At 62.0% G+C, this 26,126-nt stretch carries 27 protein-coding genes and 6 pseudogenes; 11 read left to right on the top strand and 22 right to left on the bottom strand.

From position 1 onward, the window contains the following. Positions 1–2: 2 nt before the first annotated feature. The 9 genes and pseudogenes from AC1PPL_RS07765 to ureG all read left to right on the top strand — a co-directional run bounded on the left by AC1PPL_RS07765 (position 3) and on the right by ureG (position 7,596). Positions 3–1,661 (top strand): nitric oxide reductase activation protein NorD, encoded by a 1,659-nt coding sequence (locus AC1PPL_RS07765; RefSeq protein WP_313561343.1) that lies wholly within the window; start codon positions 3–5, stop codon positions 1,659–1,661. Between the two features lie 180 nt (positions 1,662–1,841). Further along, positions 1,842–2,144, top strand: coding sequence for an urease subunit gamma (locus tag AC1PPL_RS07760; protein WP_312131108.1), 303 nt, complete (start codon positions 1,842–1,844; stop codon positions 2,142–2,144). 46 nt (positions 2,145–2,190) lie between these two features. Continuing rightward, positions 2,191–2,805: a HupE/UreJ family protein gene (locus AC1PPL_RS07755; RefSeq protein WP_312131109.1), complete on the top strand. Its 615-nt coding sequence runs from the start codon at positions 2,191–2,193 to the stop codon at positions 2,803–2,805. 22 nt (positions 2,806–2,827) lie between these two features. Continuing rightward, positions 2,828–3,133 carry an urease subunit beta gene (locus AC1PPL_RS07750; protein WP_312131110.1) on the top strand — a complete coding sequence of 102 codons (306 nt, stop codon included), beginning with the start codon at positions 2,828–2,830 and terminating at the stop codon, positions 3,131–3,133. A gap of 88 nt (positions 3,134–3,221) precedes the next feature. After that, positions 3,222–4,940 carry an urease subunit alpha gene (gene ureC / locus AC1PPL_RS07745; protein ID WP_312131111.1) on the top strand — a complete coding sequence of 573 codons (1,719 nt, stop codon included), beginning with the start codon at positions 3,222–3,224 and terminating at the stop codon, positions 4,938–4,940. Positions 4,941–4,947: 7 nt separating this feature from the next. After that, positions 4,948–5,445, top strand: a pseudogene (locus tag AC1PPL_RS07740) (GNAT family N-acetyltransferase). A 56-nt stretch (positions 5,446–5,501) separates the two neighbouring features. Beyond that, a complete protein-coding gene (gene ureE, locus AC1PPL_RS07735; RefSeq protein WP_312131114.1) occupies positions 5,502–6,164 on the top strand; it encodes an urease accessory protein UreE in 663 nt (220 codons plus the stop codon). 11 nt (positions 6,165–6,175) lie between these two features. After that, a complete protein-coding gene (locus tag AC1PPL_RS07730) occupies positions 6,176–6,886 on the top strand; it encodes an urease accessory protein UreF (RefSeq protein WP_312563735.1) in 711 nt (236 codons plus the stop codon). A gap of 50 nt (positions 6,887–6,936) precedes the next feature. Further along, the gene (gene ureG / locus AC1PPL_RS07725; RefSeq protein ID WP_312131116.1) at positions 6,937–7,596 is read left to right on the top strand and encodes an urease accessory protein UreG; all 660 of its coding nucleotides are present in this window, start codon (positions 6,937–6,939) and stop codon (positions 7,594–7,596) included. A 582-nt stretch (positions 7,597–8,178) separates the two neighbouring features. Here the strand turns inward: ureG and tnpC are convergent. From tnpC to AC1PPL_RS07710, 3 genes and pseudogenes are all read right to left on the bottom strand, one after another. Next, positions 8,179–9,333, bottom strand: a pseudogene (tnpC, locus tag AC1PPL_RS07720) (IS66 family transposase); the annotation flags it as partial. Between the two features lie 111 nt (positions 9,334–9,444). After that, complete coding sequence (gene tnpB, locus AC1PPL_RS07715) at positions 9,445–9,777, bottom strand: IS66 family insertion sequence element accessory protein TnpB (protein ID WP_312759007.1); 333 nt, start codon at positions 9,775–9,777, stop codon at positions 9,445–9,447. Continuing rightward, on the bottom strand, positions 9,774–10,184 hold the full coding sequence (locus AC1PPL_RS07710) for a transposase (RefSeq protein ID WP_376752787.1): 411 nt from the start codon (positions 10,182–10,184) through the stop codon (positions 9,774–9,776). The genes tnpB and AC1PPL_RS07710 overlap by 4 nt, the downstream gene beginning before the upstream one ends. Positions 10,185–10,389: 205 nt before the next feature. On the opposite strand from AC1PPL_RS07710, the pseudogene AC1PPL_RS07705 reads away from it, so the two are divergent. After that, positions 10,390–10,893, top strand: a pseudogene (locus tag AC1PPL_RS07705) (ATP-binding protein); the annotation flags it as partial. Between the two features lie 57 nt (positions 10,894–10,950). Here the strand turns inward: AC1PPL_RS07705 and AC1PPL_RS07700 are convergent. Next, a pseudogene (locus tag AC1PPL_RS07700) lies at positions 10,951–12,017 on the bottom strand (IS3 family transposase); the annotation flags it as partial. A gap of 64 nt (positions 12,018–12,081) precedes the next feature. Here AC1PPL_RS07700 and AC1PPL_RS07695 point away from each other — a divergent pair. Beyond that, positions 12,082–12,396 (top strand): annotated as a pseudogene (locus AC1PPL_RS07695) (ATP-binding protein); the annotation flags it as partial. A gap of 88 nt (positions 12,397–12,484) precedes the next feature. Here AC1PPL_RS07695 and AC1PPL_RS07690 read toward each other — a convergent pair. The 18 genes and pseudogenes from AC1PPL_RS07690 to AC1PPL_RS07605 all read right to left on the bottom strand — a co-directional run. After that, positions 12,485–12,751: pseudogene (locus AC1PPL_RS07690) on the bottom strand (heavy metal-binding domain-containing protein); the annotation flags it as partial. Positions 12,752–12,931: 180 nt separating this feature from the next. After that, positions 12,932–13,069, bottom strand: a complete 138-nt coding sequence (locus AC1PPL_RS07685; protein ID WP_479973004.1) for a c-type cytochrome — start codon at positions 13,067–13,069, stop codon at positions 12,932–12,934. Beyond that, positions 13,045–13,434: a c-type cytochrome gene (locus AC1PPL_RS07680; protein WP_479973003.1), complete on the bottom strand. Its 390-nt coding sequence runs from the start codon at positions 13,432–13,434 to the stop codon at positions 13,045–13,047. The genes AC1PPL_RS07685 and AC1PPL_RS07680 overlap by 25 nt, the downstream gene beginning before the upstream one ends. Beyond that, the gene (locus AC1PPL_RS07675) at positions 13,431–13,871 is read right to left on the bottom strand and encodes a hypothetical protein (RefSeq protein ID WP_252101799.1); all 441 of its coding nucleotides are present in this window, start codon (positions 13,869–13,871) and stop codon (positions 13,431–13,433) included. The genes AC1PPL_RS07680 and AC1PPL_RS07675 overlap by 4 nt, the downstream gene beginning before the upstream one ends. Positions 13,872–14,185: 314 nt before the next feature. Then, positions 14,186–15,232 (bottom strand): YVTN family beta-propeller repeat protein, encoded by a 1,047-nt coding sequence (locus tag AC1PPL_RS07670; RefSeq protein WP_312844505.1) that lies wholly within the window; start codon positions 15,230–15,232, stop codon positions 14,186–14,188. Between the two features lie 38 nt (positions 15,233–15,270). Beyond that, entirely contained in the window at positions 15,271–17,181 is a 1,911-nt protein-coding gene (locus AC1PPL_RS07665) for a DUF3141 domain-containing protein (RefSeq protein WP_312844504.1), read from the bottom strand. A 20-nt stretch (positions 17,182–17,201) separates the two neighbouring features. After that, entirely contained in the window at positions 17,202–19,535 is a 2,334-nt protein-coding gene (locus AC1PPL_RS07660) for a heavy metal translocating P-type ATPase (protein ID WP_312844503.1), read from the bottom strand. Between the two features lie 3 nt (positions 19,536–19,538). After that, positions 19,539–19,787 (bottom strand): DUF2933 domain-containing protein, encoded by a 249-nt coding sequence (locus AC1PPL_RS07655; RefSeq protein ID WP_011804761.1) that lies wholly within the window; start codon positions 19,785–19,787, stop codon positions 19,539–19,541. Between the two features lie 84 nt (positions 19,788–19,871). After that, positions 19,872–20,165, bottom strand: coding sequence for a heavy-metal-associated domain-containing protein (locus AC1PPL_RS07650; RefSeq protein WP_011804760.1), 294 nt, complete (start codon positions 20,163–20,165; stop codon positions 19,872–19,874). Between the two features lie 51 nt (positions 20,166–20,216). Then, positions 20,217–20,885 carry a methyltransferase family protein gene (locus tag AC1PPL_RS07645; protein ID WP_119558837.1) on the bottom strand — a complete coding sequence of 223 codons (669 nt, stop codon included), beginning with the start codon at positions 20,883–20,885 and terminating at the stop codon, positions 20,217–20,219. Then, positions 20,882–21,157: a DUF2933 domain-containing protein gene (locus tag AC1PPL_RS07640; RefSeq protein ID WP_066691667.1), complete on the bottom strand. Its 276-nt coding sequence runs from the start codon at positions 21,155–21,157 to the stop codon at positions 20,882–20,884. Before AC1PPL_RS07640 ends, AC1PPL_RS07645 begins: the two co-directional genes overlap by 4 nt. Positions 21,158–21,182: 25 nt before the next feature. Continuing rightward, positions 21,183–21,656 carry a hypothetical protein gene (locus AC1PPL_RS07635; RefSeq protein WP_066691664.1) on the bottom strand — a complete coding sequence of 158 codons (474 nt, stop codon included), beginning with the start codon at positions 21,654–21,656 and terminating at the stop codon, positions 21,183–21,185. A gap of 90 nt (positions 21,657–21,746) precedes the next feature. After that, a complete protein-coding gene (locus tag AC1PPL_RS07630) occupies positions 21,747–22,088 on the bottom strand; it encodes a copper-binding protein (RefSeq protein ID WP_066691662.1) in 342 nt (113 codons plus the stop codon). 51 nt (positions 22,089–22,139) lie between these two features. Next, complete coding sequence (locus tag AC1PPL_RS07625; RefSeq protein WP_255523784.1) at positions 22,140–22,277, bottom strand: DUF411 domain-containing protein; 138 nt, start codon at positions 22,275–22,277, stop codon at positions 22,140–22,142. Positions 22,278–22,293: 16 nt separating this feature from the next. Beyond that, complete coding sequence (locus tag AC1PPL_RS07620; protein WP_182121082.1) at positions 22,294–22,785, bottom strand: cupredoxin domain-containing protein; 492 nt, start codon at positions 22,783–22,785, stop codon at positions 22,294–22,296. Positions 22,786–22,818: 33 nt separating this feature from the next. Continuing rightward, positions 22,819–24,231 (bottom strand): multicopper oxidase family protein, encoded by a 1,413-nt coding sequence (locus AC1PPL_RS07615; RefSeq protein ID WP_312844520.1) that lies wholly within the window; start codon positions 24,229–24,231, stop codon positions 22,819–22,821. A 19-nt stretch (positions 24,232–24,250) separates the two neighbouring features. Continuing rightward, positions 24,251–25,684, bottom strand: coding sequence for a TolC family protein (locus tag AC1PPL_RS07610; protein WP_312844502.1), 1,434 nt, complete (start codon positions 25,682–25,684; stop codon positions 24,251–24,253). Further along, complete coding sequence (locus AC1PPL_RS07605; RefSeq protein ID WP_312844501.1) at positions 25,681–25,941, bottom strand: hypothetical protein; 261 nt, start codon at positions 25,939–25,941, stop codon at positions 25,681–25,683. The genes AC1PPL_RS07610 and AC1PPL_RS07605 overlap by 4 nt, the downstream gene beginning before the upstream one ends. Positions 25,942–26,126: the final 185 nt, after the last annotated feature.

Raw genomic sequence — 26,126 nt, 5'->3', positions numbered from 1 at the left:
CGATGGGCCGCGCCGACGCCGACACGCCCACACTCGCCACGCTGGGTCTGCTGCTTGGCGGCCTGAGCGGGCGGGCGCTCACACTGCAAACGCTTGGCGCGGGAGACAGCCCGCCCCATGCGCCGGCTGCGGCTCCGCGTGCGGTGCTCAGCACCACCCACCTGCTGCTGCCGGCGGCCGTGGTGCAGCAGGCCACACTGGCGCGCGCCGCCGTCGCCCACGTCGCGGCGCACCTGCTGTATTCACCACCCGCGCAGGCCGCGGGCACGCTCAAGCCGCTGGGCCTGGCCATGGCCTCGATGATCGAGGATGCGCGCGTCGAAGCGCTGCTGATGCAACGCCTGCCCGGCGTGCGCCGCTGGTTCCTGCAGGCCCAGCCGGCACACGACCCGCACGGGCTGGACGCCCCCAGCCTGCTCGCCCGCCTGGGCCGCGCCCTGCTCGACGGCAGTTATGCCGACGGCAACCACTGGGTGCACAAGGGCCGCACGCTGTTTGCCGCCACCCACCATGACCACGGTCTGGAGGACCACACCGCGTTCCGGCGCCTGGCTTCCATCCTCGCCAACGACCTGGGCCAGATGCGCGTGCGGCTGGACCCGCAGCAATGTGTGGTGCCGGCCGCCTACCGCGACGACAACAGCTACCTCTGGCAACACAACGCCACGGCCGACCACGCCACCGAGGCGCTGCAGGTGCAGACACCCGTTGCACCGCCGCCGCCCGCTGATGCCTCACCGGCCGACGCACCGCCGACCGATGCCGAAGAACAGCCCGACGACGGCGTCAGTCATCTCTACCCGGAATGGGACTATCGCCTGCAGCGCGAACGCGCCGACTGGTGCACCGTGCGCGAGGTAGTGCCTGCGGCCGCCGCGCCCGGCGGTTCGCATCCCTCTACCGAGCCGGCTGCCCCCTGGCGCAGCCGACGTCGCCTGAGCCGCAACCAGCGCTTGCGTCGGCAGTGGGATGGCGAAGAGCTCGACCTCGATGCAGCCATCGAAGTCATGGTGGAGCGCCGCCTGGCGCTGGCACCGGAAGGCCGGCTGTTCATGCGCCCCGGAACCGAAGCACCGCGCTGCAGCGTGCTGGTGCTGCTGGACCTGTCCGCCTCCACCGGCGAACATGCGCCCGGCAGTCTGCAGTCACTGCTGGACGTCGAGCAGCAGGCCGCCCTGCTGCTGGCGCGTGCAGCGCAAGCCGGGCAGGACCGCATCGCCATCCACGGCTTTGCCTCCAACACCCGCGCCGCCGTGCATTACCTGCGCTTGCTCGACTTCGGTACCCCGCTCGATGCCGGCGGCAGCGAACGCATCCTCGGCACCCGTGCCGCCTGGTCCACCCGCATCGGCGCCGCCCTGCGCCATGCCACGCATTGCCTGGCGAATGAGTCCAGCGAGCAGCGCGCCATTGTGCTCATCACCGATGGTGCACCGTCGGACATTGACGTCTTCGACAGCCGTTACCTGACCGAAGACGCCCGTGCCGCCGTGCTGGCCGCACAACGCCAGGGCGTGCATTGCTACGGCCTGGCCGTCGACCCCGAGGCCGACGCCTACGTGCGCCGCATCTTCGGCTGGCGCAACTACCGCGTGGTCAAAACCGCTGCGCAGTTGCCGCGCCAGTTGGGTGAACTCTACGACCGACTGGCATCGCTCTGAGCCCCAGCATGCACGGGCCCCACCTCATGCTCCAACATGGTGCGAACTCCACCATGACGCACACCAACGTGCGCACCAAGTGCGGGCGTAGCCGCTACCCCGCCATCCAATCGGCGGGGTGCCGCAACGCGAAGGCGGTACGGCAATTGCATGAGCAGGTGAACACTCGATGCGCACGCCATGGAACTGACACCTCGTGAAAAAGACAAGCTGCTGCTCTTCACTGCCGCTCTGCTGGCCGAACGCCGCCGAGCGCGCGGCCTGAAGCTCAACTACCCGGAAGCGGTGGCCTACCTCAGTGCCGCCGTGATGGAAGGTGCGCGCGACGGCAAGACCGTGGCCCAACTCATGAGCGAAGGGCGCACCCTGCTCACGCGCGACGACGTGATGGACGGTATTGCCGAAATGATTCCCGACATCCAGGTCGAAGCCACCTTCCCCGACGGCACCAAGCTGGTCACCGTGCACCAGCCGATTGTCTGAACCCCCTTCTACTTTCTATTCCCCCTCTTCTCTCTGTGGAGCCCCCATGCGCATCGCCCTCTCACACCGCCACACAGCCGCTCTTCTTTTCATAGCTGCCAGCGCAATCGGTACTAGCGCCAGCGCCCATACCGGCGCTGAATCGCACATCCACAACAGTTTTCTGAGCGGCTTTGCCCACCCCCTGTTCGGTCTGGACCACCTGGCCGCCATGGTGGCCGTGGGCCTGTGGAGCGCCCTGGCCGCCCGCAGTGCCGGGCGCGACCTGCTGTGGGGCCCCGTGGGCTTTGCGGCCATGTTGCTGGTGGGTGCGGTGCTGGGCCTGCAGGGCGTGGCACTGCCAGCGGTGGAGCCGATGATTGCTGCGTCGCTGCTGGTCACCGGCCTGCTGGTCGTGTCGCGCCTGCGCGTGCCCGGGCTGGTGGCGGCGCTGGGCGTGGGCGTGTTTGCCGTCTTCCATGGCGTGGCCCACGGCTATGAGCTGGCAGGCAGCGACAGTACCTGGTTGACCCTGGCAGGCATGCTCACGGCTACCGTGCTGCTGCACAGCGCAGGCCTGACTGCGGGCTGGGCGCTGCGCCACCACCATGTGTGGCTGGCTCGCGCTGCAGGTGCCGGCGTGGCTGCGTTCGGTGGCGCGCTGCTGGCGCAGATGGCCTGAGCCTTCCCACCAAGGAGCTTTCATGATCCCCGGCGAACTTTTCACCGAACCCGGTGAACACCTGCTCAACACCGGCCGCCGCACCCTCACGCTGGTGGTGCGCAACACCGGCGACCGGCCCATCCAGGTCGGCTCGCACTACCACTTTGCCGAGACCAACAACGCCCTGGGCTTTGACCGCACCGCCGCACGAGGCATGCGGCTGAACATTGCGTCGGGCACCGCCGTGCGCTTTGAGCCCGGCCAGGAGCGGACTGTGGAGCTGGTGGACTACGCGGGCGAGCGCAAGGTGTACGGCTTTCAGGGCCTGATGCAGGGCGCGCTCTGAACATTGAAACAAATCAGCCTCTAGCGCTTATTGAATAAGCGCAAGCAGCTATCAAAACAATAGTAAACCGTTCTAGCGGAGCACCCCCATGGCAACCATTGGACGACGCGCCTACGCCGAGATGTTCGGCCCCACCGTGGGCGACCGCGTGCGTCTGGCCGACACCGAACTCCTCCTCGAAGTCGAGGCCGACTACACCCTGCGCGCGGGCAGTTACGGCGAAGAGGTGAAGTTTGGCGGCGGTAAGACTATCCGCGACGGCATGGCGCAAAGCCAGCGCACCAATGCGGGTGGCGCTGTCGATACCGTGCTGACCAACGCCCTGGTCATCGACCACACCGGCATCTTCAAGGCCGACATTGGCCTCAAGGCAGGCCGCATTGCCGCCATCGGCAAGGCGGGCAACCCCGACACGCAGCCGGGCGTGGACATCGTCATCGGCCCCGGCACCGAGATCATCAGCTGCGAAGGCAACATCGTCACCGCGGGCGGTATCGACAGCCACATCCACTACATCTGCCCGCAGCAGATTGAGGAAGCCCTTGCCAGCGGCGTGACCACCATGCTGGGCGGCGGCACCGGCCCCGCCACGGGCACGCTGGCCACCACCTGCACGTCGGGGCCCTTCAACATGGAGCGCATGCTGCAGGCGGCCGATGCCTTCCCCATGAACCTGGGCTTTCTGGGCAAAGGCAACGCCAGCCTGCCCGATGCGCTGCACGAGCAGATCAACGCAGGCGCCATTGGCCTCAAACTGCACGAAGACTGGGGCACCACGCCCTCGGCCATCAGCAACTGCCTGGATGTGGCCGAAGCCACCGATACGCAGGTCGCCATCCACTCTGACACACTCAACGAATCGGGCTTTGTGGAGAACACCATTGCCGCCGTGGGCGGGCGCGGCATCTGCGCCTTCCACACCGAAGGCGCGGGCGGCGGCCACGCGCCGGACATCCTGCGCGTGGTGGGCGAGGACAACTTCTTGCCATCGTCCACCAACCCCACCATGCCTTACACGCACAACACGCTGGACGAGCACGTGGACATGCTGATGGTGTGCCACCACCTGGACGCAAGCATTGCCGAAGATCTGGCCTTTGCCGAAAGCCGCATCCGCAAAGAGACCATCGCGGCCGAAGACATCCTGCATGACCTGGGCGCCATCAGCATGATGAGCAGCGACAGCCAGGCCATGGGCCGGGTGGGCGAGGTCATCCTGCGCACCTGGCAAACCGCGCACAAGATGAAGGTGCAGCGCGGCAGCCTGGCTGGCGACACCGCCCGCAATGACAACACGCGCATCAAGCGCTACGTGGCCAAATACACGATCAACCCCGCCATCGCCCACGGCATCGCCCATGAGATCGGCTCGCTGGAGGTGGGCAAGTGGGCGGACATCGTCATCTGGAAGCCTGCCTTCTTCGGCGTGAAGCCTGCGCTCATCTTGAAAGGCGGGCTGATCGCCATGGCCGCCATGGGCGACCCCAATGCCTCCATCCCCACGCCCCAGCCCGTGCACTACCGGCCCATGTTCGGCGCGTTCGGCGGGGCCATTGCCAAGACCTCGCTCACCTTTGTGTCGCAAGCGGGCCTGAACGCGGGCATTGGCGAGCGCTTTGGCTTGCGCAAGCAGCTCAGCGCCGTACGCAACATCCGTGGCGTGCGCAAGCAGCACATGGTGCACAACAGCTACACCCCCAAGATGGAGGTGGACGCGCAGACCTACACCGTTCGCGCCGACGGCCAGTTGCTCACTTGCGAGCCCGCCACCGTACTGCCCATGGCGCAGCGCTACTTTTTGTTCTGAGCAACGCATGGCCGCCCACTCATCCCAGCTGCACATCCGCCTGGACGACCTGAGCGACCCGCGCATCGAGGCGTTCATGGAGGAGCACCTGCGGGACATGCGCGCCACATCGCCGCCTGAGAGCGTGCACGCGCTGGACATGGCCCGGCTGCGCCAGCCTGAGATCCGCTTCTGGACCGCCTGGCTGCCAGATGAAGCTGCGCCCGCCCCAGGGCGGCTGGTGGGCACAGGCGCCCTTAAGCACCTGGACGACGGGCATGCCGAACTCAAATCCATGCGCACAGCAGCCTCGGTGCGCGGCCAGGGCGTGGGCCGGGCCGTGCTGAAACACATCCTGGGCCAGGCGGTAGACCTGGGCTAGCAGCGCATCAGCCTGGAGACGGGCAGCCAACCGTTTTTTGAACCTGCCCACCAGCTGTATCTGCGCTACGGCTTTGCCGACTGCGCGCCGTTTGGCAGCTATGGGCCAGACCCGCACAGCCGCTTCATGACCAGAGAGTTGTAGCGCCACAATGCAGCTTTGCCCCACCGTGCGGGCTGGCTTCTTCTTACTCCGTCACCATGATCCAGGTTTCCAAACTCCTCCCCCAAGGCCAGGGCCTCGCGCCCGTCCTGCTCAAGCGCGCCACCACCGTCAAGCTGGACTGGGACGTACGGCAGAAAAGCCGCTTCGCCGCCACCGACTCCGCCGGGCGCGAGCTGGGTATCTTCCTGCCACGCGGCACGCTGGTGCGCGGCGGCGATGTGCTGGTGGCCGAAGACGGCTCCATGGTCCGCGTGATCGCCGCACCGCAGCCCGTGCTGGTCATCACCCACTGCAAAAACCACGGCACACCGTTTGACCTGACCCGCGCCGCCTACCACCTGGGCAACCGCCATGTGCCCATCGAGTTGCAGCCTGACCACCTCAAGATCGAACCCGACCATGTGCTGGCCGACATGCTGCGCGCCATGCACCTGATCGTGACCGAGCAAAACCTGGCGTTTGAACCCGAAGGCGGTGCTTATGCTGCAGGACATGGCGGGGGGCACAACCATGGGGGGCACGACCATCACCATGGTCACGGCCACGGCCATTCACACGACCATGGGCACAGCCACGATCACAGCCATGCAGCCGCCCCTGCTACAGCTACCGCAGCCCCTGCCCGTGGGCGCACCGTGTCCATCCCCGTGATCTCACACGGGCATGTGCACGGCCCCGACTGCAACCACGACCACTGACTCCCCGCTCCATGCGCCTGGACCGCCCCACGCCCCTGCCCGCCGCCAGCTTCTTGCAGCTGATGTGGCTGGCCTCTCCCGCGCTGCCCGTGGGCGGGTTCTCATACTCAGAAGGGCTGGAAAGCGCCATTGAAAACGCAGGCCTGGCCAGCGAAGCCGCCGTGGGCGACTGGCTGCTGGACCAGCTCCACATCACCCAGGCGCGCGGCGACATGGCGCTCATCGCCAAGGCCGTGGGTGCCTGGCGCCGGGGCGACATGGAGCATGTCAAAGAACTCAACGACTGGGTACTGCAAACCCGCGAGACGAGCGAGCTGCGCCTGCAGACGGAGCAAATGGGCCGGTCCATGGCCGACTGGCTGCGCAACCAATACCAAACCGACGAGGCCCTGATGCCCGCCGTGCGCCACCTGGCCGCTCTGCCGCCCACCTACCCCGTGGCGTTTGCGCTGGCCGCATCGCCCACCCAGGCCAGCGTGCGCGAGGTGCTGCTGGCCTACGCTTTTGGCTGGGCCGAGAACATGGTGCAGGCCGCCCTCAAATCCATGCAACTGGGCCAAAGCGCGGGCCAGCGCATCCTGGCCCGGCTGGCCGCCGCCATCCCGCTGGCCGCAGACCACGCCGCCAGCCTGATGGACAGCGAGCGCCAGGCGTTCTCGCCCATGCTCGCCATCCTCAGCGCGCAGCACGAAGTGCAATATTCAAGACTTTTCCGCTCCTAGCGCAAGCAATACAAGCGCAAGCAGCTATTCATTTAGTAGCAAACCACGCCATGACCACCGCACTGCACCACATCCCCAACCGCACCAAAAACCTGCCCCCTCTGCGCGTGGGCATCGGCGGCCCCGTAGGCTCCGGCAAAACCACGCTGCTGGAAATGCTGTGCAAGGCCATGCGCGATGACTACGACCTCATCGCCATCACCAACGACATCTACACCAAGGAAGACCAGCGCCTGCTCACCGTCAGCGGCGCCCTGCCCGCCGATCGCATCCTGGGCGTGGAAACCGGCGGCTGCCCCCACACCGCCATCCGCGAGGACTGCTCCATCAACCTCGAAGCCATCGACCGCATGCTGGGCGAGTTCCCCAACGCCGATATCGTTTTTGTGGAAAGTGGCGGCGATAACCTGGCCGCCACCTTCAGCCCCGAGCTGAGCGACCTCACCATCTACGTCATCGACGTGGCCGCCGGTGAAAAAATCCCCCGCAAGGGCGGCCCCGGCATCACCAAGAGCGATCTGTTCGTCATCAACAAAACAGACCTGGCCCCCCACGTGGGCGCCAACCTGGAGGTGATGCGAGCCGACACCGAGCGCATGCGCAAGACCGCGCAAGGCCTCAAGCCCTTCGTGATGACCAACCTCAAGACACAGTCTGGCTTGGACGAGGTAGTGAAATTTATCGAGAAGTGCGGCCTGCTCAAGGCCTGAGTGCCTCGCTCATGGCAGACACCAGCACGTGGGCTGCCGAACACCATGTATTCGCGCCAAATAAAGTCGTAAACAGCGAGCTAGTATCCACGCGCCCTTGCGCCTTGCTCTACCGGGGAGCGCACTCTAAAGTCGTAAACACACCGACGACGCATTCCTCAATCTAATATTGACAGCACTGCACACAGCGCCCTCTTGCGGAATGCATCCAACATCAATTTTGGCTTGCAGACTTTAGGGCCCACCTTCACCGTAAAGGTAAGCGGATAGCACTCGGCACCACTGAAAGCAAATGGCGTAGCTTGCGAGCACCCTTCCAACGTCTGTCTACCAGTGGGATCCCCTCAGGCGACACGTGCGTAACACTGCTGGTGCGTATTTCCAAGGTACGCAAACTGAGCATGCGCATAGTCATGGACTTGCTACGCTAGAAGTTTTTTGCCTGGGACGTCGGTGGGTCGACGCCCAGCCTCACTTGCACTAGCGGCGACGGAACGGCTCTCCTGGCGATGAGTTGTAGCGCTCATCGGCGATCTCAAACAAGCACTGCAAATAAGGCTGCACTTCCGCCCAGCGCGCTCTCTCATCGTAGAACTGGGCCACCTTGCTTGAGCGCTCCTGGCGAGCGCTCCTGCGGTCGTCCGGCGCCAACTCGGCAACGAAGCGCTCGACCTTGTAGAGTTCGCCGAAGAACTTCAGCGCCTGCTCGCCGATCGGGCTGCCGTGGTTGACCCACAGCTCATGGAACTTGCGCCTGGCATGCGCGAGGCAGCCAGCCTCGGTAACGCCCAGCTCGAAGCACGCCTTGTAGCCCGAGAAGTCATCGCACACCAGGGTGCCGCGCCAGCCGTTCTCGCCGCCAAGCCCGAGGAAGGCCCGGGCGTGCTGCCCGCCGCGGCTGTCGGCGAAGTCGAACACTACTGCGCGTAGCGTGTCGAAGGCCGTCGTGCAGTAGCTCCAGAGGTACGCTCGATGCGTCTTGCCGTGCCCAGGCTTGAGCATGGCCACGGGCGTCTCGTCCGCATGCAGCACTCGGCTGCGAAGCATCTCGCTCCTGAGCGCGTCCACCAGTGGCTGCAGGTGGACGCCGCACTGGCCCACCCAGGCCGTCAGCGTCGAGCGAGGGATCGCAAGGCCCGCCCGGCCGAAGATGGCTTCCTGCCTGTACAGCGGCAGGTGATCCAGGTACTTGGCCACCAGCACCTGCGCCAGCAGCCCAGCGGTCGGTATGCCCTTATCGATGATGTGGGGCGCCACCGGGGCCTGGATCAGCGTCTCGCATCGGGCGCACACCCACTTGCCGCGCACGTGGCGCTCCACCGTGAACACACCGGGCTGGTAGTCCAGCTTCTCGGCGATGTCCTCCCCGATGCGCTTGAGCGCGCAGCCGCACGCGCAGGTGATGCTGTTCGGTTCGTGGTGGATCTCCCGACGCGGCAGATCGGCAGGAAGCGCCTGGCGCTTTGGCTGCTGCTTGCCCTGGGGTGCTGCCTTGGCCGGTGTGAGCTGCTCCAACTCCAGTTCCATCGCCGCCAGGTCTGCGTCTAGGGTGTCCTCCAGCAGATTCCTCTGTTCGGCGGTGAAGGCTTCGGACTTCGAAGCGAACTTCAGCCGCTTGAGCACGGCCATCTCGTGCGTGAGCTTGTCGATGGTGGCTTGCTTGAACGCGAGCTCGCGGTCGCGCCGATCGATCTCCAGGTCACCGGCTTCCACCCTGCCCATCAGCGAGCGCACCATCTCGCGCAGTTGCTGCGCGTCCAGGTGGTCGAGGTTGGTGGCCGTGTCGCTCACGGAAGGTGATGATGCCCCAGGACCCCCAGGCGAGCATCAGCAACTTCGGCAATTGCGCTAGATCACGCGGATCACACCGGCTTCGCCAACGCGCTGCCACGGCAGGCCCAGCACCAGGGCATCGAACTGGGCGCGGCTCAGGCTGAGCGTGGGCGCGGCGTCGTGGGGCCAGAGGAACTTGCCCTGGTGCAGCCGTCTAGCGGCCAGCCAGATCCCGATGCCGTCGTGCACCAGAACCTTCATCCGGTTGGCACGGCGGTTGGCGAACAGATAGGCGTGGTGGGGTCTGGCAGCGCCGAAGACGTGCACGACTCGCGCCAGCGCGGCTTCCGTGCCCGATCGCATGTCCAGGGGTTCGACGGCCAGCCAGACGGCTTCGACCTTGATCACCGCAGCAGATCTCGCAGCCAGCCGCCGCACTGGCTTGCCAGCGTCGCAGGCCAGGTCACCACAACGTGCACGGCGCCTCGGCGAACCTCCATGCGGATGTCGCTGGGAGGCGCAGGCGGCTCAGCCGGTGCGGGCAACTGCACTGGCACGAATCCACTGACTACAGAGCTTGGGGCGGCTTCAGGCAGTGTCTTCGGTGCATTGCTCGGTTCGTGCCTGCGTGGCTGAATCTCCGAGTCACGTACCCAGCGACGCAGCAAGTTCGCGTTGATACCGAGAGACATCGCCACAGCCGCCATAGACATCCCGGGCTGCGCAGCCAACGCAACGGCGTTGGCCTTGAACTCGTCGCTGTGCAGGCGGCGCCGACGCCGATCGCCTGGGTGCTGAGCAGAGATAGTGTCCACGTGTCCACCTAGTCTTAGTGGACACGAGCATCCTTTGCTCCTAACGCCGATTCAAGATGGGTTCACGGGACGCTTACGGAGCGGCGCGTTCCCGAGCCACCGGTGGCAACGATGCTCACGCTCAACACGCCGCCACTGGCCAACCTGCACCGCTACGACGCACTGCGCAACGCCCAGCCTCACGAGGCCTCACCGGAGTCCGACCATGCATGACCTCATGGATGCCTTCAAGGCGCTGGGCTTGTACGGCATGGCCAGTGCCTGGCCGGAGGTGCTGGGCACTGCACGCATGAAGTCGCTGGATCACGAGGCCGTGCTGCACCAGCTCATCAAGGCCGAGACCGCGCAGCGCGAGGTGCGCTCCATGGCTTACCAGATGCGCGTGGCGCGGTTCCCGTCGCATCGCGATCTCGCCGGCTTCGACTTCGCCCACACGCCCATTGATGAGGCCTTGGTGCGCCAACTGCACACCCTTGGCTTCGTGGACTCGGCCCATAACGTGGTGCTGGTGGGTGGCCCCGGCACAGGCAAGACCCACCTGGCCACCAGCCTGGGGATCGAGGCCATCCGCCTGCATGGCAAGCGGGTGCGCTTCTTCTCCACGGTGGAGCTGGTCAACGCCCTGGAACTGGAGAAGGCGCAGAACAAGTCCGGGCAGTTGGCACACCGGTTGATGTACGTCGATCTGGTGATCCTGGATGAACTGGGCTGAAGTCCCCTCGAATTCCTGTGCCAGTCAGAAGTAGAGGTTGGGGAACAGTTTGACACGGTACTCGACCGGGGGGATTCGGCCGAGGGCTTCGTGAGGTCGATGGTGGTTGTATCGGTGCAGCCAGTCGGCCGTCATGTCACGCACCTGCTGCAGTGAATCGAAGACGTAGCAGTCGAGCACCTCGGTGCGGTAGGTCTTGTTGAATCGTTCGACATAAGCGTTCTGCGTCGGCTTTCCCGGCTGGATGTGATTGAGAGCAATGCCCTTGGATTTCGCCCATTCGGACAAGGCATGGGCGATGAACTCGGGGCCATTGTCCAGGCGAATCGACAGTGGCGCACCACGTACCTCCACCAGTTCGTTCAGGGCCTGGATAACCCGTGCAGCCGGCAGGCTGGTGTCGACCTCGATGCGCAGCCCTTCGCGGTTGAATTCGTCGATGACGTTGAAGGTCCTGAACCGCCTGCCGGACCACAGCGTGTCAGACATGAAGTCGCAGCTCCAGCCCTGGTTGGGCTGGTCTGCGGCCTGCAGAGGCTGCTTGATGCGCGCTGGCAGCCGTTTCTTGCCGCGCCGCGGCAGGTTCAGCCGCATCTCGCAGTACACGCGCCAGAGCACCGTCTTGCCCCAGGGCTTGCCTTGGTGACGGGCGCTGTCGTACAGCAGGCCAAAGCCGTGACGCGGGTTCAGCGCCATGTGCGTCTGGATGAAGGTGATGACCCCGGAGTCGTCGCGTGCAACAGGCCGGTATCGCAGTGTGGAGCGGGCGATGCCGCTGGCTTGGCAGGCCCGTCGCTCGCTCATGCCGTGCTCGCTCATGAGGGCTTGAACGACCATCTCGCGACGCTCCGGGGTCAGAGCTTTCGGTCAACAACGTCCTTCAGGGCATGGTGCATCAGTGCTAGGTCGGCGTACATGCGCTTGAGCTTGGCGTTCTCGTCCTGCAACTGGCGAAGCTGCGCCAGGTGCGAGACCGTCATGCCTGAGAACTGGCTCTTCCACTTGTAGTAGGTCGGCTCGCTCACGCCATGCTTCCTGCATGTCTCGGCGACCTTGGCGCCCATCTCGACCTCCTTGAGGATGCCGACTATCTGCGCTTCAGTGAATCTGGATTTCTTCATGTAGAGACTCCGTCTGGGGGAGTTCTCTACTTCCGGGTGGTTCAGGTTTTCAAGGGGACTTCAGGGCTACCTGCCGTTCACGCAGTCGGGCGGCGCGATGCTGTTCCATCTGCTGTCCAAACTCTACGAGAGAACGAGCGTGGTGATCACAACAAACCTGACCTTCTCGGAATGGAGCAGCGTCTTCGGCGACGCCAAGATGACCACCGCATGGCTCGACCGCCTCACGCACCATTGCCATATCGTGGAGACGGGCAACGAGAGCTGGCGATTCAAGCATTCCAGTGCCGCTGGCGCGGCACCACCAAAGCAACGCAGCAAAGCTCAGAAAGGAGAGCGAAAAACAGCAGACCCGATAGACTTATCCACAACCGTGTAGCCAGAACATCCATCAACCCAGTGGCTCAGTATTCGACGTGATCACTGGCTCAGTTGTGCTGATGAATCAACACCTGGTCTTCCAACACCAGGTTCATTTGGCACTTGGGGCAGCGCCCTGGGTGATCCTGGCGCACTTCAGGGAGCATGGGGCACACATAGAGCGCGCCGGCATTTTATGTACCGACCGGTGCCTCGCTCACCCTATAGCGCACAGGGTCTGCAATGAACTTGTCGCGGCAGTGCGTGCTGCAAAAGCGGTAGTGATGATCGTCATGCATGGCCTGATGAGGCGATTGGGAGGTCACGCTCATACCGCACACAGGATCCTTCAAGTCGTCCGCCTTCGGTGAGATGTCGTCAAGGGCAGCCGACTGGCCCCCGAGGGCTGGTGATGTGGGTGATGGGTGATGGGTGATGGTTCATGTCAATGCCTTTCAAGACGCTTGTTCTATTTTTTGCCTTCCCATGATGTTAAGGTCAAGTCTTTCATCATGTTGAAGCGATTCAGTCTGCTTCTGCCGTCGTCCCGACAGCTAGCGAGGCAGGGACTTGCGGTATTGGGCGTTGATCTCGTCATGGCGCTGCTGTACCTCCAGCGGCCATTGCGCTTTGATCCAGGACAGCACGGCCACGATCTCGTCATCGCTCAACACGCCGTCGTAGACCGGCATGGCGGTGCGATAGTCAGGCTGGTCGATGAGCTTGGCAGGCCATGCTTGGTGATGGCAAAAAGTTGCGCATCAGGATGGTGCCAGGTGTGGCCGCTGGGATCGTGCGGCGGCGCAGGAAGCAAGCCATCCGATCCGCGATCACGCCAGTTGGGCTGGCCTTCGCCCTTGGTGCCGTGGCAGGCGACACAGTTCTGAGCGTATATGCGAGCGCCTACTTGCAAGACCTGAGGATCATCAGGACGCAAGGTATGCGTCAACGCTGCCTCCCGCCTGCCACCGGCACTCAAGAAGAAATAGAGGATTCCAGCCACCACGAGCAAGACCAATCCCCCTCCCACGCCAAGGACAAGTGGTCTCAATTTCATTTCAAATTCTCCGACGCCACGCCTGCGGTCATCGACCGATAGAATGGCGCACGCGCTATCGTAAAAAAAGATTCGTCGCGCGCATTCGGGCTCCGCGCAGGCGAATCGCTGAGTGCCCGCAGATCCCCTATCTGCCCACTTTTTGCATCATGGTCAAACTCGGTCTTCTCTAGGGCGAACCCCACTTCGATGTGGGAAAGACGATCAAAAAGCGCCATGTTTTGGTGATTTTCCACACGTTCAAACAAGAGTACTTCGATCGGGCGCCACATCGCCACCCAGCCAACAATCAACAGCCCTTCCCTGATGGCCGTAAGCACCTGGCTGTTGCCAGGATTACCCAATAAGGCCCGTACAAGCAGCGTCGTACCCAGAACGGCGAGTCCCGTTAACAGGAAGTGCCCTGTCGCATCCTTCGTCGATACCGGCGCCTGCACTGCGCATATTGCGCTTGAAAGTGCGCATGGATCGCTCCTGCAATTTCCACCTCGTACTCTCTGATCGACGTCGGGACATGAACAATGAGACGAAGCGATTCATCTAAACCATACTCGCCCGCACAGTCAACGATATAGTTTTCCACAGCACGGCTCAGTGTTTTCTCATGGAGCGGCGAAGGGTCCAATGAATCGTAAAGCTGCGTGATTCGTTGAATGCGAATATCGATGACCGTCATTTCTGTAAACGCCCAGGTTGTCTTGTTTTACTTTTTTTGCACCTTGCCGGACAGCTGCAAGCGACGGACAAACCGTCAAGGCGTAATGCTGATGCCGTTGGGAGTCTTGCCTACCGGAACGGTCTTCACAACCTTGCGATCCTTCACATCAAGCACGGAAACCGAATTGGCGTACATGTTGGTAACGTAGGCGTACCGGCCTTCACGGTTGACAACCACGCCATGAGCACCGGCGCCGGTCACGACGGTCTTGGCAACCTTGAAACTCTCCAGCTCAATCAGGCTGACGGTTTTGCCAGGCTTCTTGGGCGTGCCCTGATTGGCCACCAGCAGCGTGCGCGAATCCGGCGTGACATACAGCTGGATGGGGACTGTTCCGACGGCAACCTTGCGAATCACCTTGCGCGTAGCCGGGTCGATCACGGCGACCGCGTTTTCCTCCGACAGCGACACCAAGACAAGACTCCCGTCCGGCGTGAAGCCCACTTGAGCCGGCCCCTTGCCTGCAGGAACTTGCGCGATCTCCTTCTGGCTGGCGGTATCGATGACCGACACCGTTCCGCCCTTGAGGTTGGCGACGTAGGCCTGCTTGCCGTCCGGACTGATGCGAAGACCGTGGGGAAACTTGCCGACCGGAATCGTCGCCACGAGGCTCCGCGCCGCTGTGTCGATCACACTGACCGTGTTGTCGCCGCCGTTGGTGATGTAGGCGAAGCGGCCGTCGGGCGACACCACCACATGGGCCGGGTGCATGCCAACCGGCACCTTGGCGACGACTGCGTTAGTCGCGGTATCGATGGCCCAAACCGCGCCGGGCTTTCCCATCGCATCGTGGCTGCCTTGGGCCATCTCCTTGTGCTCCGACGCGTCGGCCGTTTGAGCAGGCTCCCCGTTATTGGTCACCCATACGACCTTGCCGTCGGGCGATACCTGCACGTTGTGCGGTGCCTTGCCGACGCGCACGCTTGCCAGTGTCTTGAACGACGCAGCATCGAGCACGCTCACCGTGTCAGCCCCCTCGTTGGCCACATACACCTTGTCGGCGGCCAAGGTGGCGCCGGACCAGGCCAATAGGCCCATCTGCACCGCTGTCAAAAGCCAGTTGTTTTTTCTTGTCATCATGATCTCTCTTGGTTGGAAAATAAAACTTCTATCAGGGCTCAGTCGGCGTTGGGGCGCACTGAATTACCGTTGCCACCCTCTTTACCCACCATCCCCAGGACGCCTGCGAACAAGACAGGGTTTTGAAACATCAGGCGAAACGCCTGCTCGCTCGCAGCGTCTCGGCCTTCGCGCAGCCTTCCCAGCGCATGGGTCACTTCCCCTGCAGCTTCACGCTCACGCTCGATCAACGGGTGATGCGGCGCAAGCGGCTGGCGGTTCTTGCCAAGCGGCTCGGCCAGCAAGGCAACGCCGCGCATCCACGGACTGAACGTTTCCGAGAGCAAATACCGACTGGTGCGCATCGGATGGAGCCACTTGAGCATTTCGGCTGTCCAGGGCGTGGACAGAGCTTGCGCCCAAGGACTGACGAATGCCCGGTAAAGCGCCTCGTTGAATGTCGAGACCTGTTTCACCCGCTCAAAAGCTTCCTGCGGGTAATCCGTTTTCAGGTCTTCAACCTGACGGGGTTCAAAGCGGATGCTGTAGGTGGGCTTATGGCAGTCCGGGTCACCCGACGGGTTGTCGATCTTCATTTCATAGAGGCCCGGGGCCAGCGCCTCAATCTCAGCCAGGCTCTCCAGGATCGCCCGGTGCTCCAGACGCGCCACCCCGGCGGAGACAAAAATGCCGAGATGGCCGACGTGCGGGTTCGTGAGGTAGACGATGCGCTGTCCGGCCTGCTTGAGATCCTCGGTGTCTTTGTAGACTGCCGGAATCCATCCGAGCGCCTGGTGTGGTGGCGTAATGTTGTCGCCGTAGGACGCAAAGATGACGATTGGATTCCTGATCCGCCTGAGGTCAGCAGTGCAACCCTGGCAAATCTGGAAAAGACCCTGTTCAAGCTGGTTGCCGATGAACAGGTTTTCAACAATCGCAAGGATCTCTTCCCGACTCAGGAAATAAAAACCGTTCCACCAACGCTCGAACTCCAGAAAACGCGCCTGCTCACTGTCGACGTTGGTGAAGAGTTGGGCGTACTTCTCCCAAACAGCCTTTTCGGGCTTGAGGTTCTCGAAATTCTGCGCCAGCCAGGCTCCATCGAAGCGGCCATTGCCCAGGTCGGCCGTCAGATGCGCCAACCAGCTGCCGCCAAGGAGCCCTCCGGAAAGACGCATCGGATTGACACCGGACTCGCCAGCCCAATATGACAAGGGTGAGCCATTGAGCACCACCGGTCCGACCAGACCGGCGCAGTCTGCGGACAGCAGCGTCAGCGCCCACCCGGCCTGGCAGTTGCCATAAAGCACAGGAGGATTGCCAGGATGGCGTTGCGCAACTTCTTCGGCGAAACGCCGCAGCACATGCAACACGTCTGCCAGGGTCTGCCCCAGAGTCGGCTCGGGAAAGAAGATCACGAAATAAACCGGATGGCCCTCGCGCGTCGCCATTCCGACTTCAGAGTCGCGCTTGAAGCCGCCGATCCCAGGGCCATGGCCGGCGCGTGGATCGACAACAATGACCGGAGGTTTGTCAGGATCGACGCAGTCGTCCCAGCAATGCCCGTCGATTTCCGTGATGCGCAGCAGTGCATAGTTGACGGACCGTTCGAAGCTGCGCGCGTCCAACAGCGTTTCATACTTGAAGTCCAGAAGCGGCGGCAATCCGGCTCGCTCGTGCTCCAGCATGTTGTTCGCGCGCTGGCGAAGCGTGTCCCAGAACAGAATGGTGCGTTCGAAGAAGTCGCGCTGGTAATCGAAATAGTCCTGCGCCGAAGGTGCTTCAGCTGCTCTTTTCATGCCACTAGACGCATCCTGTGGCGCAGGCTTCAACAACTCCTCGGAATGATCCAAGACGGTCGGTGGTAGATCCTTTGTCTGGCGGTGCGTCCATTGCACCGCTGCTTCCTTACCCAACGCCGTGGTGCGTTGAGAGGTCCGAGGCTTTTGTGGTGACGTGGGGATTTTCATCATTCCTCCGAACTACGGGGTCATTTTTTTCCGCGCCGTAAACGCAGAGCATTGAAAATCACCGAGGCCGAGCTCAGACTCATGGCCAGCGCCGCGATCAGCGGGGACAACAACCACCCAGTGAATGGGTACAGCACGCCTGCCGCAATCGGCACCCCAATGCCGTTGTAAACGAATGCGAACAGGAGGTTCTGGCGCATGTTTCGGACGGTGTCGATAGAGATGTCGCGTGCGGCGGTGATGCCGCGCAAATCGCCTTTGACCAGCGTGATCTGGCCGCTGTTCATGGCCACATCGGTCCCCGTGCCCATGGCCACGCCGACATCGGCCTTGGCCAACGCAGGCGCATCGTTGATGCCATCGCCGGCCATAGCGACAATGTGGCCCTCTTTCTGGAGCCGTTCCACGAGCGCCAGCTTGTCTGCGGGCTTGACTTCGCCATGCACCTCGTCGATGCCAAGTTTTGCACCCACTGCCTTGGCGGTGGTCAGACCATCGCCAGTTGCCATCACGATGCGCAAGCCGCTGGCGTGCAAAGTCCTAATGGCTTCCAGCGTGGTGGCCTTGATGGGATCGGTCACAGCCAGGATGCCAGCCAGTTGTCTGTCCACGGCCAGATGCATCACGCTGGCGCCTTCACTGCGCAGACGCTCGCCATCGATCTTGAGCGCATCAGTGGCCACGCCCTCCTGCTGCATCAATGCGGTGTTGCCCAGCACCAGATGCTTCCCATCGACCATGCCGCGCACGCCAATACCGCTGCCAGATTCGAAATCTAGCGGTTTGATCAGTTCCAGGCCCTTGGCGCGTGCTGCACTGACGATGGCCTCTGCCAAAGGATGCTCGCTGCCTTGGTCCAAACTGGCCGCAAGGCGCAGAACTTCGTCCGCTGTATAGCCAGGTGCGGCAACTGCGGTGTCGAAAGCGGGTTTACCTTCGGTCAGTGTTCCTGTCTTGTCCACAATCAGCGTGTCGACCTCGCGCATTTTTTCGATGGCGCCAGCATCACGGAACAGCACCCCCTGTGTCGCGGCACGCCCTGTGGCCACCATCACCGACATCGGCGTGGCCAGCCCCAGCGCACAGGGGCAAGCGATGATCAGGACGGCCACTGCGTTAATCAAGCCAAACACCCAGCTAGGTTCCGGACCGAACCAACCCCAGACAAAGAAGGTGGCAATGGCGATGAGCACCACCACGACCACAAATTTGCCTGCCACCACATCCGCCATGCGCTGCATGGGCGCCTTCGAGCGCTGGGCATTGGCCACCATCTGAACAATCTGCGACAGCATGGTGGCCGCACCGACTTTTTCGGAGCGCATCACCAAGGCGCCACTGGTGTTCATCGTGGCGCCAATCACATTGTCACCAAGCCGTTTGGTCACCGGCACAGGCTCGCCAGTAAGCATGGATTCATCGACCGCACTGCTGCCTTCGATCACAACGCCGTCGACCGGCACTTTCTCGCCGGGACGAATGCGCAGCAGATCCCCGACGTGAACATGGTTCAGCGGCACGTCCTCTTCGCTGCCATCCGCATTGATGCGGCGAGCGGTCTTGGGTGCCAAACCGAGCAGCGCCTTGATCGCCGCAGAAGTTTGCGAACGGGCCTTCAACTCGATGATCTGGCCCAGCATGGTCAGCGAGATGATGACCACTGCCGCCTCATAGTAAACAGCCACGCGACCCATGGAAATGAATGAATCCGGGAACACGCCCGGCGCCACGGTAGCCACGAGGCTGTAGAGAAAGGCCGCGCCCGTACCCAAACCGATCAAGGTCCACATGTTGGGGCTGCGGAGGACGAGAGACTGCCAGCCGCGTACGAAGAAGGGCCACCCCGTCCACAACACGACGGGTAAGGAAAGCACCAGCTCAACCCAGGTTTGCACCTTCATGTCAAACCATCCAAGACGATGGCCGAACATTGCAAGAACGGTGACAATGACTGTGAATGGCAGCGTCCACCAGAAGCGATGCTGAAAATCCTTTAACTCATGGTTGTCTTCCTCGTCCAGAGGAATGATTGGCTCCAATGTCATGCCGCACTTGGGACAGATTCCAGGATGATCCTGCCGCACCTCGGGGTGCATAGGGCAGGTGTAGATGGTGCCGGCCGGCTCTGGCGCGGTGTCCTCGGGTGCAGTAGATACAAGGTATTGCAGTGGGTTCGCTGCGAACTTGCCTTGGCACTTGGCGCTACAGAAATAGTAGGGCCGCCCTTCGTGCGTCAATTTGTGTTCAGACTGCTCCGTAACGGCCATGCCGCACACCGGATCCTTTAGATCCTTTGGCGAGGCTGGCTCGGCAGGGGGGTGACTGCCGTGATGGTGGTGTGCATGCATGTCCATTGCTTATTCCTTGTTGTTGGTGCGCCGTGGCGGCTGCGCATGGTTGCCGTGCCCACCATGGCCGCCGTGGCCGTGCATCAGGTGCATTAGCGGACAGGCGAGGAGCAGCAGGTAGGGCCAATAACCCAGAACATGGCCCCAGTGCTCTCGCAGCAGATAAAAACCAGCGATCACGGCAGCCGTTGCCAGCGCCATGCCGGCTGGGCGGCGCCAGAACGATGGCGCATGGGAGTCGTTGTCAGGCTGATCCATGGCGTTGCTCCTTCAAAGTTGCCAGCAAAAGGTGCGGGCGCGGACGCGCCCAGCCGGTCGACCCGGAATCAAATACCGTGGCCGTCATCGGCAACCACAGCCCCCCGCACCGCCGCTGTGGCAGCCCGAGGCTTTAGGCTGCGAGGTCGCAGCGGGAATGGGCGCGTCTGTGGCCAGCTTTGCGGGGTAACCCGCATCCGTCAATGCCATCAACAATGGGGCGCTGCCCTGCGCCAGTTCCCCGCTCACCCGGACATGCCCAGACTGGAGATCGACCTCCACCCCACTGACACCCGGCAGCGGTTGCAATGCGTGCGTGACGTGCTTGACGCATGAGCCGCAGCTCATGCCCTCGACTTGCAGATCAATCGTTTTCATATATCCAACTCCTAAAAATTGAAACGTATACCGCCGGGGAAATATTCCAGATCATCTTTTTGACACCGAGTCAGTCGTCGACTGGGCCTTGCCCATGCGAGGGATAAACCGGGGTGTGCGCTGGGCGTATGTGTCGTACGTTGCACCGAACTGTTTGTGCATTTCGTTCTCTTCGGTGATTGCCAGACGTCCGTACATCAGGAGCAAGACAGGGAACATGGCCAAGGTCAGCAAGGTGGGCCACTGCAGCAGGAAGCCCAGCAGAATCATCACAAAAGCCACGTACTGCGGATGGCGAATGCGCGCGTAGGGGCCTGTTGTTGCAAGCGATTGGCCACGCTGAGCGTGGTAGAGCACATTCCACGCTGTGGACAACAGGTAGAAACCAAAGCCCAGAAAAACGTAGCTGGCGATGTGCAGTACGCCGAAATGCGGGTCGCCCTTTTCGCCCAACAGGGTGGACCACAAGTGACCCGAGGTGTGGGAGAGCAGATCCAGATTAGGGAACTTGGTTTGAAGCCAGCCCGATATCAGATAAATCGTCAGCGGGAAGCCATACATCTCTACGAACAAGGCAACTATGAAGGCTGCGAATGCGCCAAACGTCCTCCAGTCACGGGCCGTTGCAGGCTTGAAAAAGCTGAACGCAAACATGATGAAGATCGCTGAATTGATGATGACCAACGACCACAGGCCATAAGCAGATTCGGTGTGGTTCACTGGGGATCTCCTTCTTTGCGCGATTCGGCAGTCTTCGACACATCAGGCTTGCTCTGGCCATGGTGACCATGCCCACCGTGGCTGCCGTGCATGAAAACATGCATCAGCGGGCAGGCGAGGAGCAGGAGAAAAGGTAGCGCCCCGACGACATGCGCGAGGTGTTCTGTCAACAAAAAATACGCCGCCACGGCACCAATCGCCACGTAGCCGATGGCGTATCGAGAACTCCAGAAACTGGGGGGCGACTCGTGGCCGTCGTGTTGATGGCTCATGGTGACTCGCAATCAGGTGGGTGCGTTACTTGGTCGGCGTGGCAGGCAGGCGGTCCATCATCATTTGCATCATGGACTGCATCATTTCCATGCGCTTTTCCATCATCTGATGACGCTCGGCCATGTTGGAGGACATGCCCTTTCCACCTTGCATGCCACCCATGCCCTGCATGCCTGCTCCCATCTGCTGCATCATCCCCATGCCGTCCTGCATGAGCTTCATGTGCTCGTCCATGAGTGCCTGCCGCTCCTCCGGCGTTTTGGCCGCCATCATCTTTTCGTGCATCGCTTGCATGGACTTCATATGCTCGTCCATCTTGGCCATTCCAGCCATCGGCCCCGTACCCATTGGCTTTGCGGAAGTCTTCATTTGGGTGGACGCGGGCTGCGTGCTACCTGCAGGGTGATGGGCCTTGTGCTCATCGGCGGCTTGCGCCATCACGCTCAGTGAGGCCGCAGCGACACAGACCCCGATCAGGGTATGGTGAATTTTTGACATAGTGCTCTCCTTCTCCAGATTACAAAACCGTCGCAGTCAGCAATCAATAAATCCATCCGCGACGACACAGCACGCTAAAGCAGCGTGTTCTCACTGAGCGGGCTGAATGTCTGTGACAACCATCTTCCCGCCCTCGTTGACGACCATGAACTTGACCTTGTCGCCAGGCTTCACGTTGGACAACAGGCTCTTGTCCTTCGCGGTGAATACCATGGTCATACCGGGCATGTCCATGTGCTTGATTTCACCGTGCTTGATGGTGACCTTGCCGTTGTCCAGATCAACTTTCTTGATCTCGCCATCGGTCAGGGACGCCGACTGTGCCGCTTCTGTCTTGCCAGGCTCCATGCTTGCCTGGGCAAAGCTGCTCATGGGCAGCGCTATACCCACGGCCACGGCGGAAATGGCAAGAATTTGTTTGATGGTGTTCATGATGACCTTACGAATACATGTTGAAAATTTCTGCTAATCCATCTTTCTGAATCAGCAGCGCTTGAAGGGGGTGCGCCGACCGCTGTAAGCCGGCCCATTCGTGCCCGGTAAGCCCATCGGCATGGCGGGCACTGCCAGTCCCAGCGCTCGGGGCTTTTTCTTGAACATGACGCGGACTTCTTGTTCCAGGCTCTACGGTGGCGTATTACTTCTTGCCAACCTGGACAGTGCCCTTCATGCCGGCCTCGTAGTGGCCAGGCATCAGACAGGCAAAGTTCACGCCTCCGGCCTTGGTGAACTGCCAGACGATTTCGCCTTGCTTGCCAGGCTGCAGCGTCACCTTGCCGGGTTCGTCGTGCTCCATGTCCGGGAACTTCTTCATCTGTTCCAGGTGCTCCAGTAGCTCCTTCTCGGTGCCCAGGCTGAGTTCGTGCTTGACCTGTCCGACATTCTTGACAACGAAGCGCACGGTTTCGCCCTGTTTGACCTGAATGTTCGACGGCGTGTAGCGCATGTTGTCGCTCATTTCGATGGTGATGGTGCGACGGGCCTTGGCGGCGACGCCGGGTTTGCCAATGGCTGTCTCACCCTCGTCACCGTGGCCACCTGCATGGTTGCCGGCAGCGAAGGCTGCCCCCGATGCGGCCAGTGCAGCCATGGCGAAGAGTTGAGAAATAGTGGAGCGCGTGAATTTCATGGATGGTCTCAGGTTGAAAATTGAAGGAAAAAATCAATGCGCGCCATGCGATGTAGGCTTGCGCACCTTGACTTCGGTCGGCGTTGCAGGCTTGCGAACGCGCGGCATGGACTGGCCGCCCTCTGCGCTGAATCGCGCGGGCTCCGCCATCGGACCGGTGTACTCATACGCCACCGTGCCCTCCGGGTTTTTGTACCAACCCGGGTTCTTGTAGTCGCCTGGCTTCTGGTCGCGGCGCACCTTCAGGACACTGAACATGCCACCCATCTCCACCGAGCCGAAGGGGCCTTCCCCGGTCATCATGGGGACGGTGTTGTCCGGAATGGGCATCTCCATCTCGGTCATGTCCGCCATGCCCCGTTCGCCCATGACCATGTAGTCGGGAATCAGGTTGTTGATCTTCTTGGCCACGCCCCGGTGGTCTACGCCAATCATGGTGGGAATGTCGTGACCCATTGCGTTCATGGTGTGGTGGCTCTTGTGGCAGTGGAATGCCCAGTCACCTTCTTCGTCCGCGAGGAACTCGATCTGGCGCATCTGGCCCACGGCCACGTCGGTGGTCACTTCATAGAGACGGGTGCTCTTGGGTGTAGGACCACCATCCGTGCCGGTGACCAAAAACTCGTGACCGTGCAAGTGCATCGGGTGGTTGGTCATGGTGAGGTTGCCGATGCGAATACGCACCTTGTCGTTGAGCCGGACGTTCAAGGAGTCGATGCCAGGAAAGATGCGGCTATTCCATGTCCACAAATTGAAGTTCAGCATTTCCGCAACCCTGGGCGTCGCCGCGCCGGGTTCAATGTCGTAGGCACTCAGTAGGAAACAGAAGTCGCGTTGCACCTCATCAATAAGAGGATGCTTGGCTTTGGGGTGAGTGATCCACAGGCCCATCATGCCCATGGCCATTTGCGTCATTTCATCGGCATGCGGGTGATACATGAAGGTACCAGGACGGCGTGCCACGAATTCGTAGACAAAGGTCTTGCCAGGCTGAATGGCGGGCTGGTTCAGGCCCGCCACACCATCCATGCCATTGGGCAAACGCTGCCCATGCCAATGGATGCTGGTGTGCTCGGGCAGTTTGTTGGTCACGAAAATGCGAATGCGGTCGCCCTCCACGACTTCGATGGTGGGGCCAGGACTCTGGCCGTTGTATCCCCACAGGTGGGCCTTCATACCTGGGGCCATTTCCCGCACCACCGGCTCTGCCACCAGATGGAACTCCTTGACTCCTTGATTCATGCGCCAGGGCAGCGTCCAGCCATTGAGTGTGACCACCGGGTTGTAGGGGCGGCCGGAGTTAGGCACCAGAGGTGCCATGGTGTCCGCGCTGGTCTGGAACACTGGCTCAGGCAAAGCGGCCATCGCTACCCGGCTCACACTCGCTGCGGCCACGGCCCCTCCGGCAATGCCAGCAAACCGGAAAAAATCTCTTCTTGAATTCATGTTGGGTTCCTTGAGGGGATCAGTGGCCTGCACCGGCTTCGGCAGCGGCTGCGCCACCGCCCGAGACGCCAGCGCTGGTCGGCTTGCCTATGAGGGAGGCCTGGAGGGCTGCGTCGGCTAGCCAGAACTGTTGTTCGGCGTTCAAAGCCGCCATCACCGAGTTCACCTGATCGCGGGAGTCGGCGAGCAACTCGAAAACGCTGATCAGCATCCCGTTGTAGCGAAGCTGGTTTTCTTCGGAGATGGTTTTTCGCAGGGGGATCACCTCGTCGCGGTGGTGACGCGCGATGTCATATGCCGTCCGATAGGCTGAGTAGCTTTCGCGCAGGTTGGATCCTGCTGCGCGTGCAGTTGCTTCCAGACGGTTGGCAGCAGCCAGGGTTTGCGCATTCATGGCGTCGCGCCGCATGCCCCCCCAGTCGAAAATGGGCAGTTGGAGACTGATCTCGAAGCCGCGCCGCGTGGAGTGGATGTTCTCAGCGGCATCAAAGACCGAGTCGCGCCGCACGCCTAATTCGATGTCCGTGAATGTCGTGATCGTGTTCCAGCCTTGGGCGCGCGCTGCTGCGTCGTAGTCGGCCTTCGCGATCTGCAGATCCAGCCGCCCCTTGGACGCCTGACGGCCTGCGTCAGACGGGGATAGCGGCTCCTTGGGTAGTGTGGGCAGGCGCTCAGGCAACTTGAGCTGTTGGGCTTGGCTATCATCCAGGCCCAGCAGCCGCACCAGCTCCTCACGGGCTGCCGTCACCTGGTGCTGGGCACTGGCCAGCTGAGTCGCCGTATCGGCATAGAACGCTTGCTGGCGTACACGGTCAAGCTTGTTGAAATTGCCCACCGCCTGCATGCGCTTGGCCAGTTCGGCGCTGGCTTGAGCACTTGCGACTACCTGTTGGGTGTAAGTCAGCGTCTGTTGCGCGGCGACAGCGCGGACCCAGGCTTGGCGCACTTGTGTCACCTGGTCCACCACGTCGCTGCTCAGGCGCAACTGGGTTTGCTTGATGCGCTGCTCGGCGATGCCTTTGCGCGTCGGCAAAGTCAGCAGGTCCAGCAGGCCGAAGGACAGAAGGCGGCCGATCTCCGTCTCGCTGCCCAAGCGAACGCGCTCCAGGCTCAGGATGGGGTTGGCGATGCGGCCGGACTGGGCTGCCGTGGAAGCGTCCGCCCAGTTTTGGGCCACGAGGGCCTGCAGGGATGGGCTATTGACCAGCGCAAGTTGCACGGCATCCTTTTGACTGAGCGGCTTGGCCAGCAGATCCGAAGCGCGCTGACGCAAGGTACCGCGCTCGTTCTGGTCCCGGGCCAAGGTGAGCTGGCCGTCCGTGAAACCGCTTGTGGCTGCATTGGCGCTGTTGAGGTTCTGCTCTAGATTCACGCTGGCGCAGCCAGACAAGACCGCCACGGCGGCCATGGCGATCACGAGTTTGGCGCGGGGCGTGCGCAAGGGGCGGTTCATTGTTTGCCCCCGTGGTGTGCGCCATGGCCCTGCGCGGGTTGGTCCTGACCGGTTGTGGGTGCCGCCTGGCGCATTTCCTTGGCATAGGTGCGCCAGCCTCCGATCTCGCCCACCTTGTCATTGGCTGCTTTCCAGGGCTGGACGGATTGCTCTGTGTAGGTCTCGTAGCCCGAAAGGGATGAGCGGTACGAAAGCTGGTAGTCCCCCTTCGCGGGTTCGCTATCGGGCATCTGGGCCAGGGCCAAAGAGGGTGCCACTAGCGCGGCAGCCAGCCAAGGGCTTGAGGTAGGTCGTGAAAGCCAGGAATTTTTCATGAGTTCACCATGCGTTCTTGATGCAACGCATTGTGTGAGCCCACGGCTTCCGTGGACATAACGGCTTCATTACATCTTTGTCATCTGGAAGAAAGCCAGCGATCTGCGGGCACACTTGCCGCCATTCG

This window comes from Diaphorobacter sp. B2A2W2 (genome assembly GCF_056730635.1).
The sequence above is the reverse complement of the archived record's forward strand: the minus strand, read 5'-3'. Positions and strand labels throughout refer to the sequence as shown.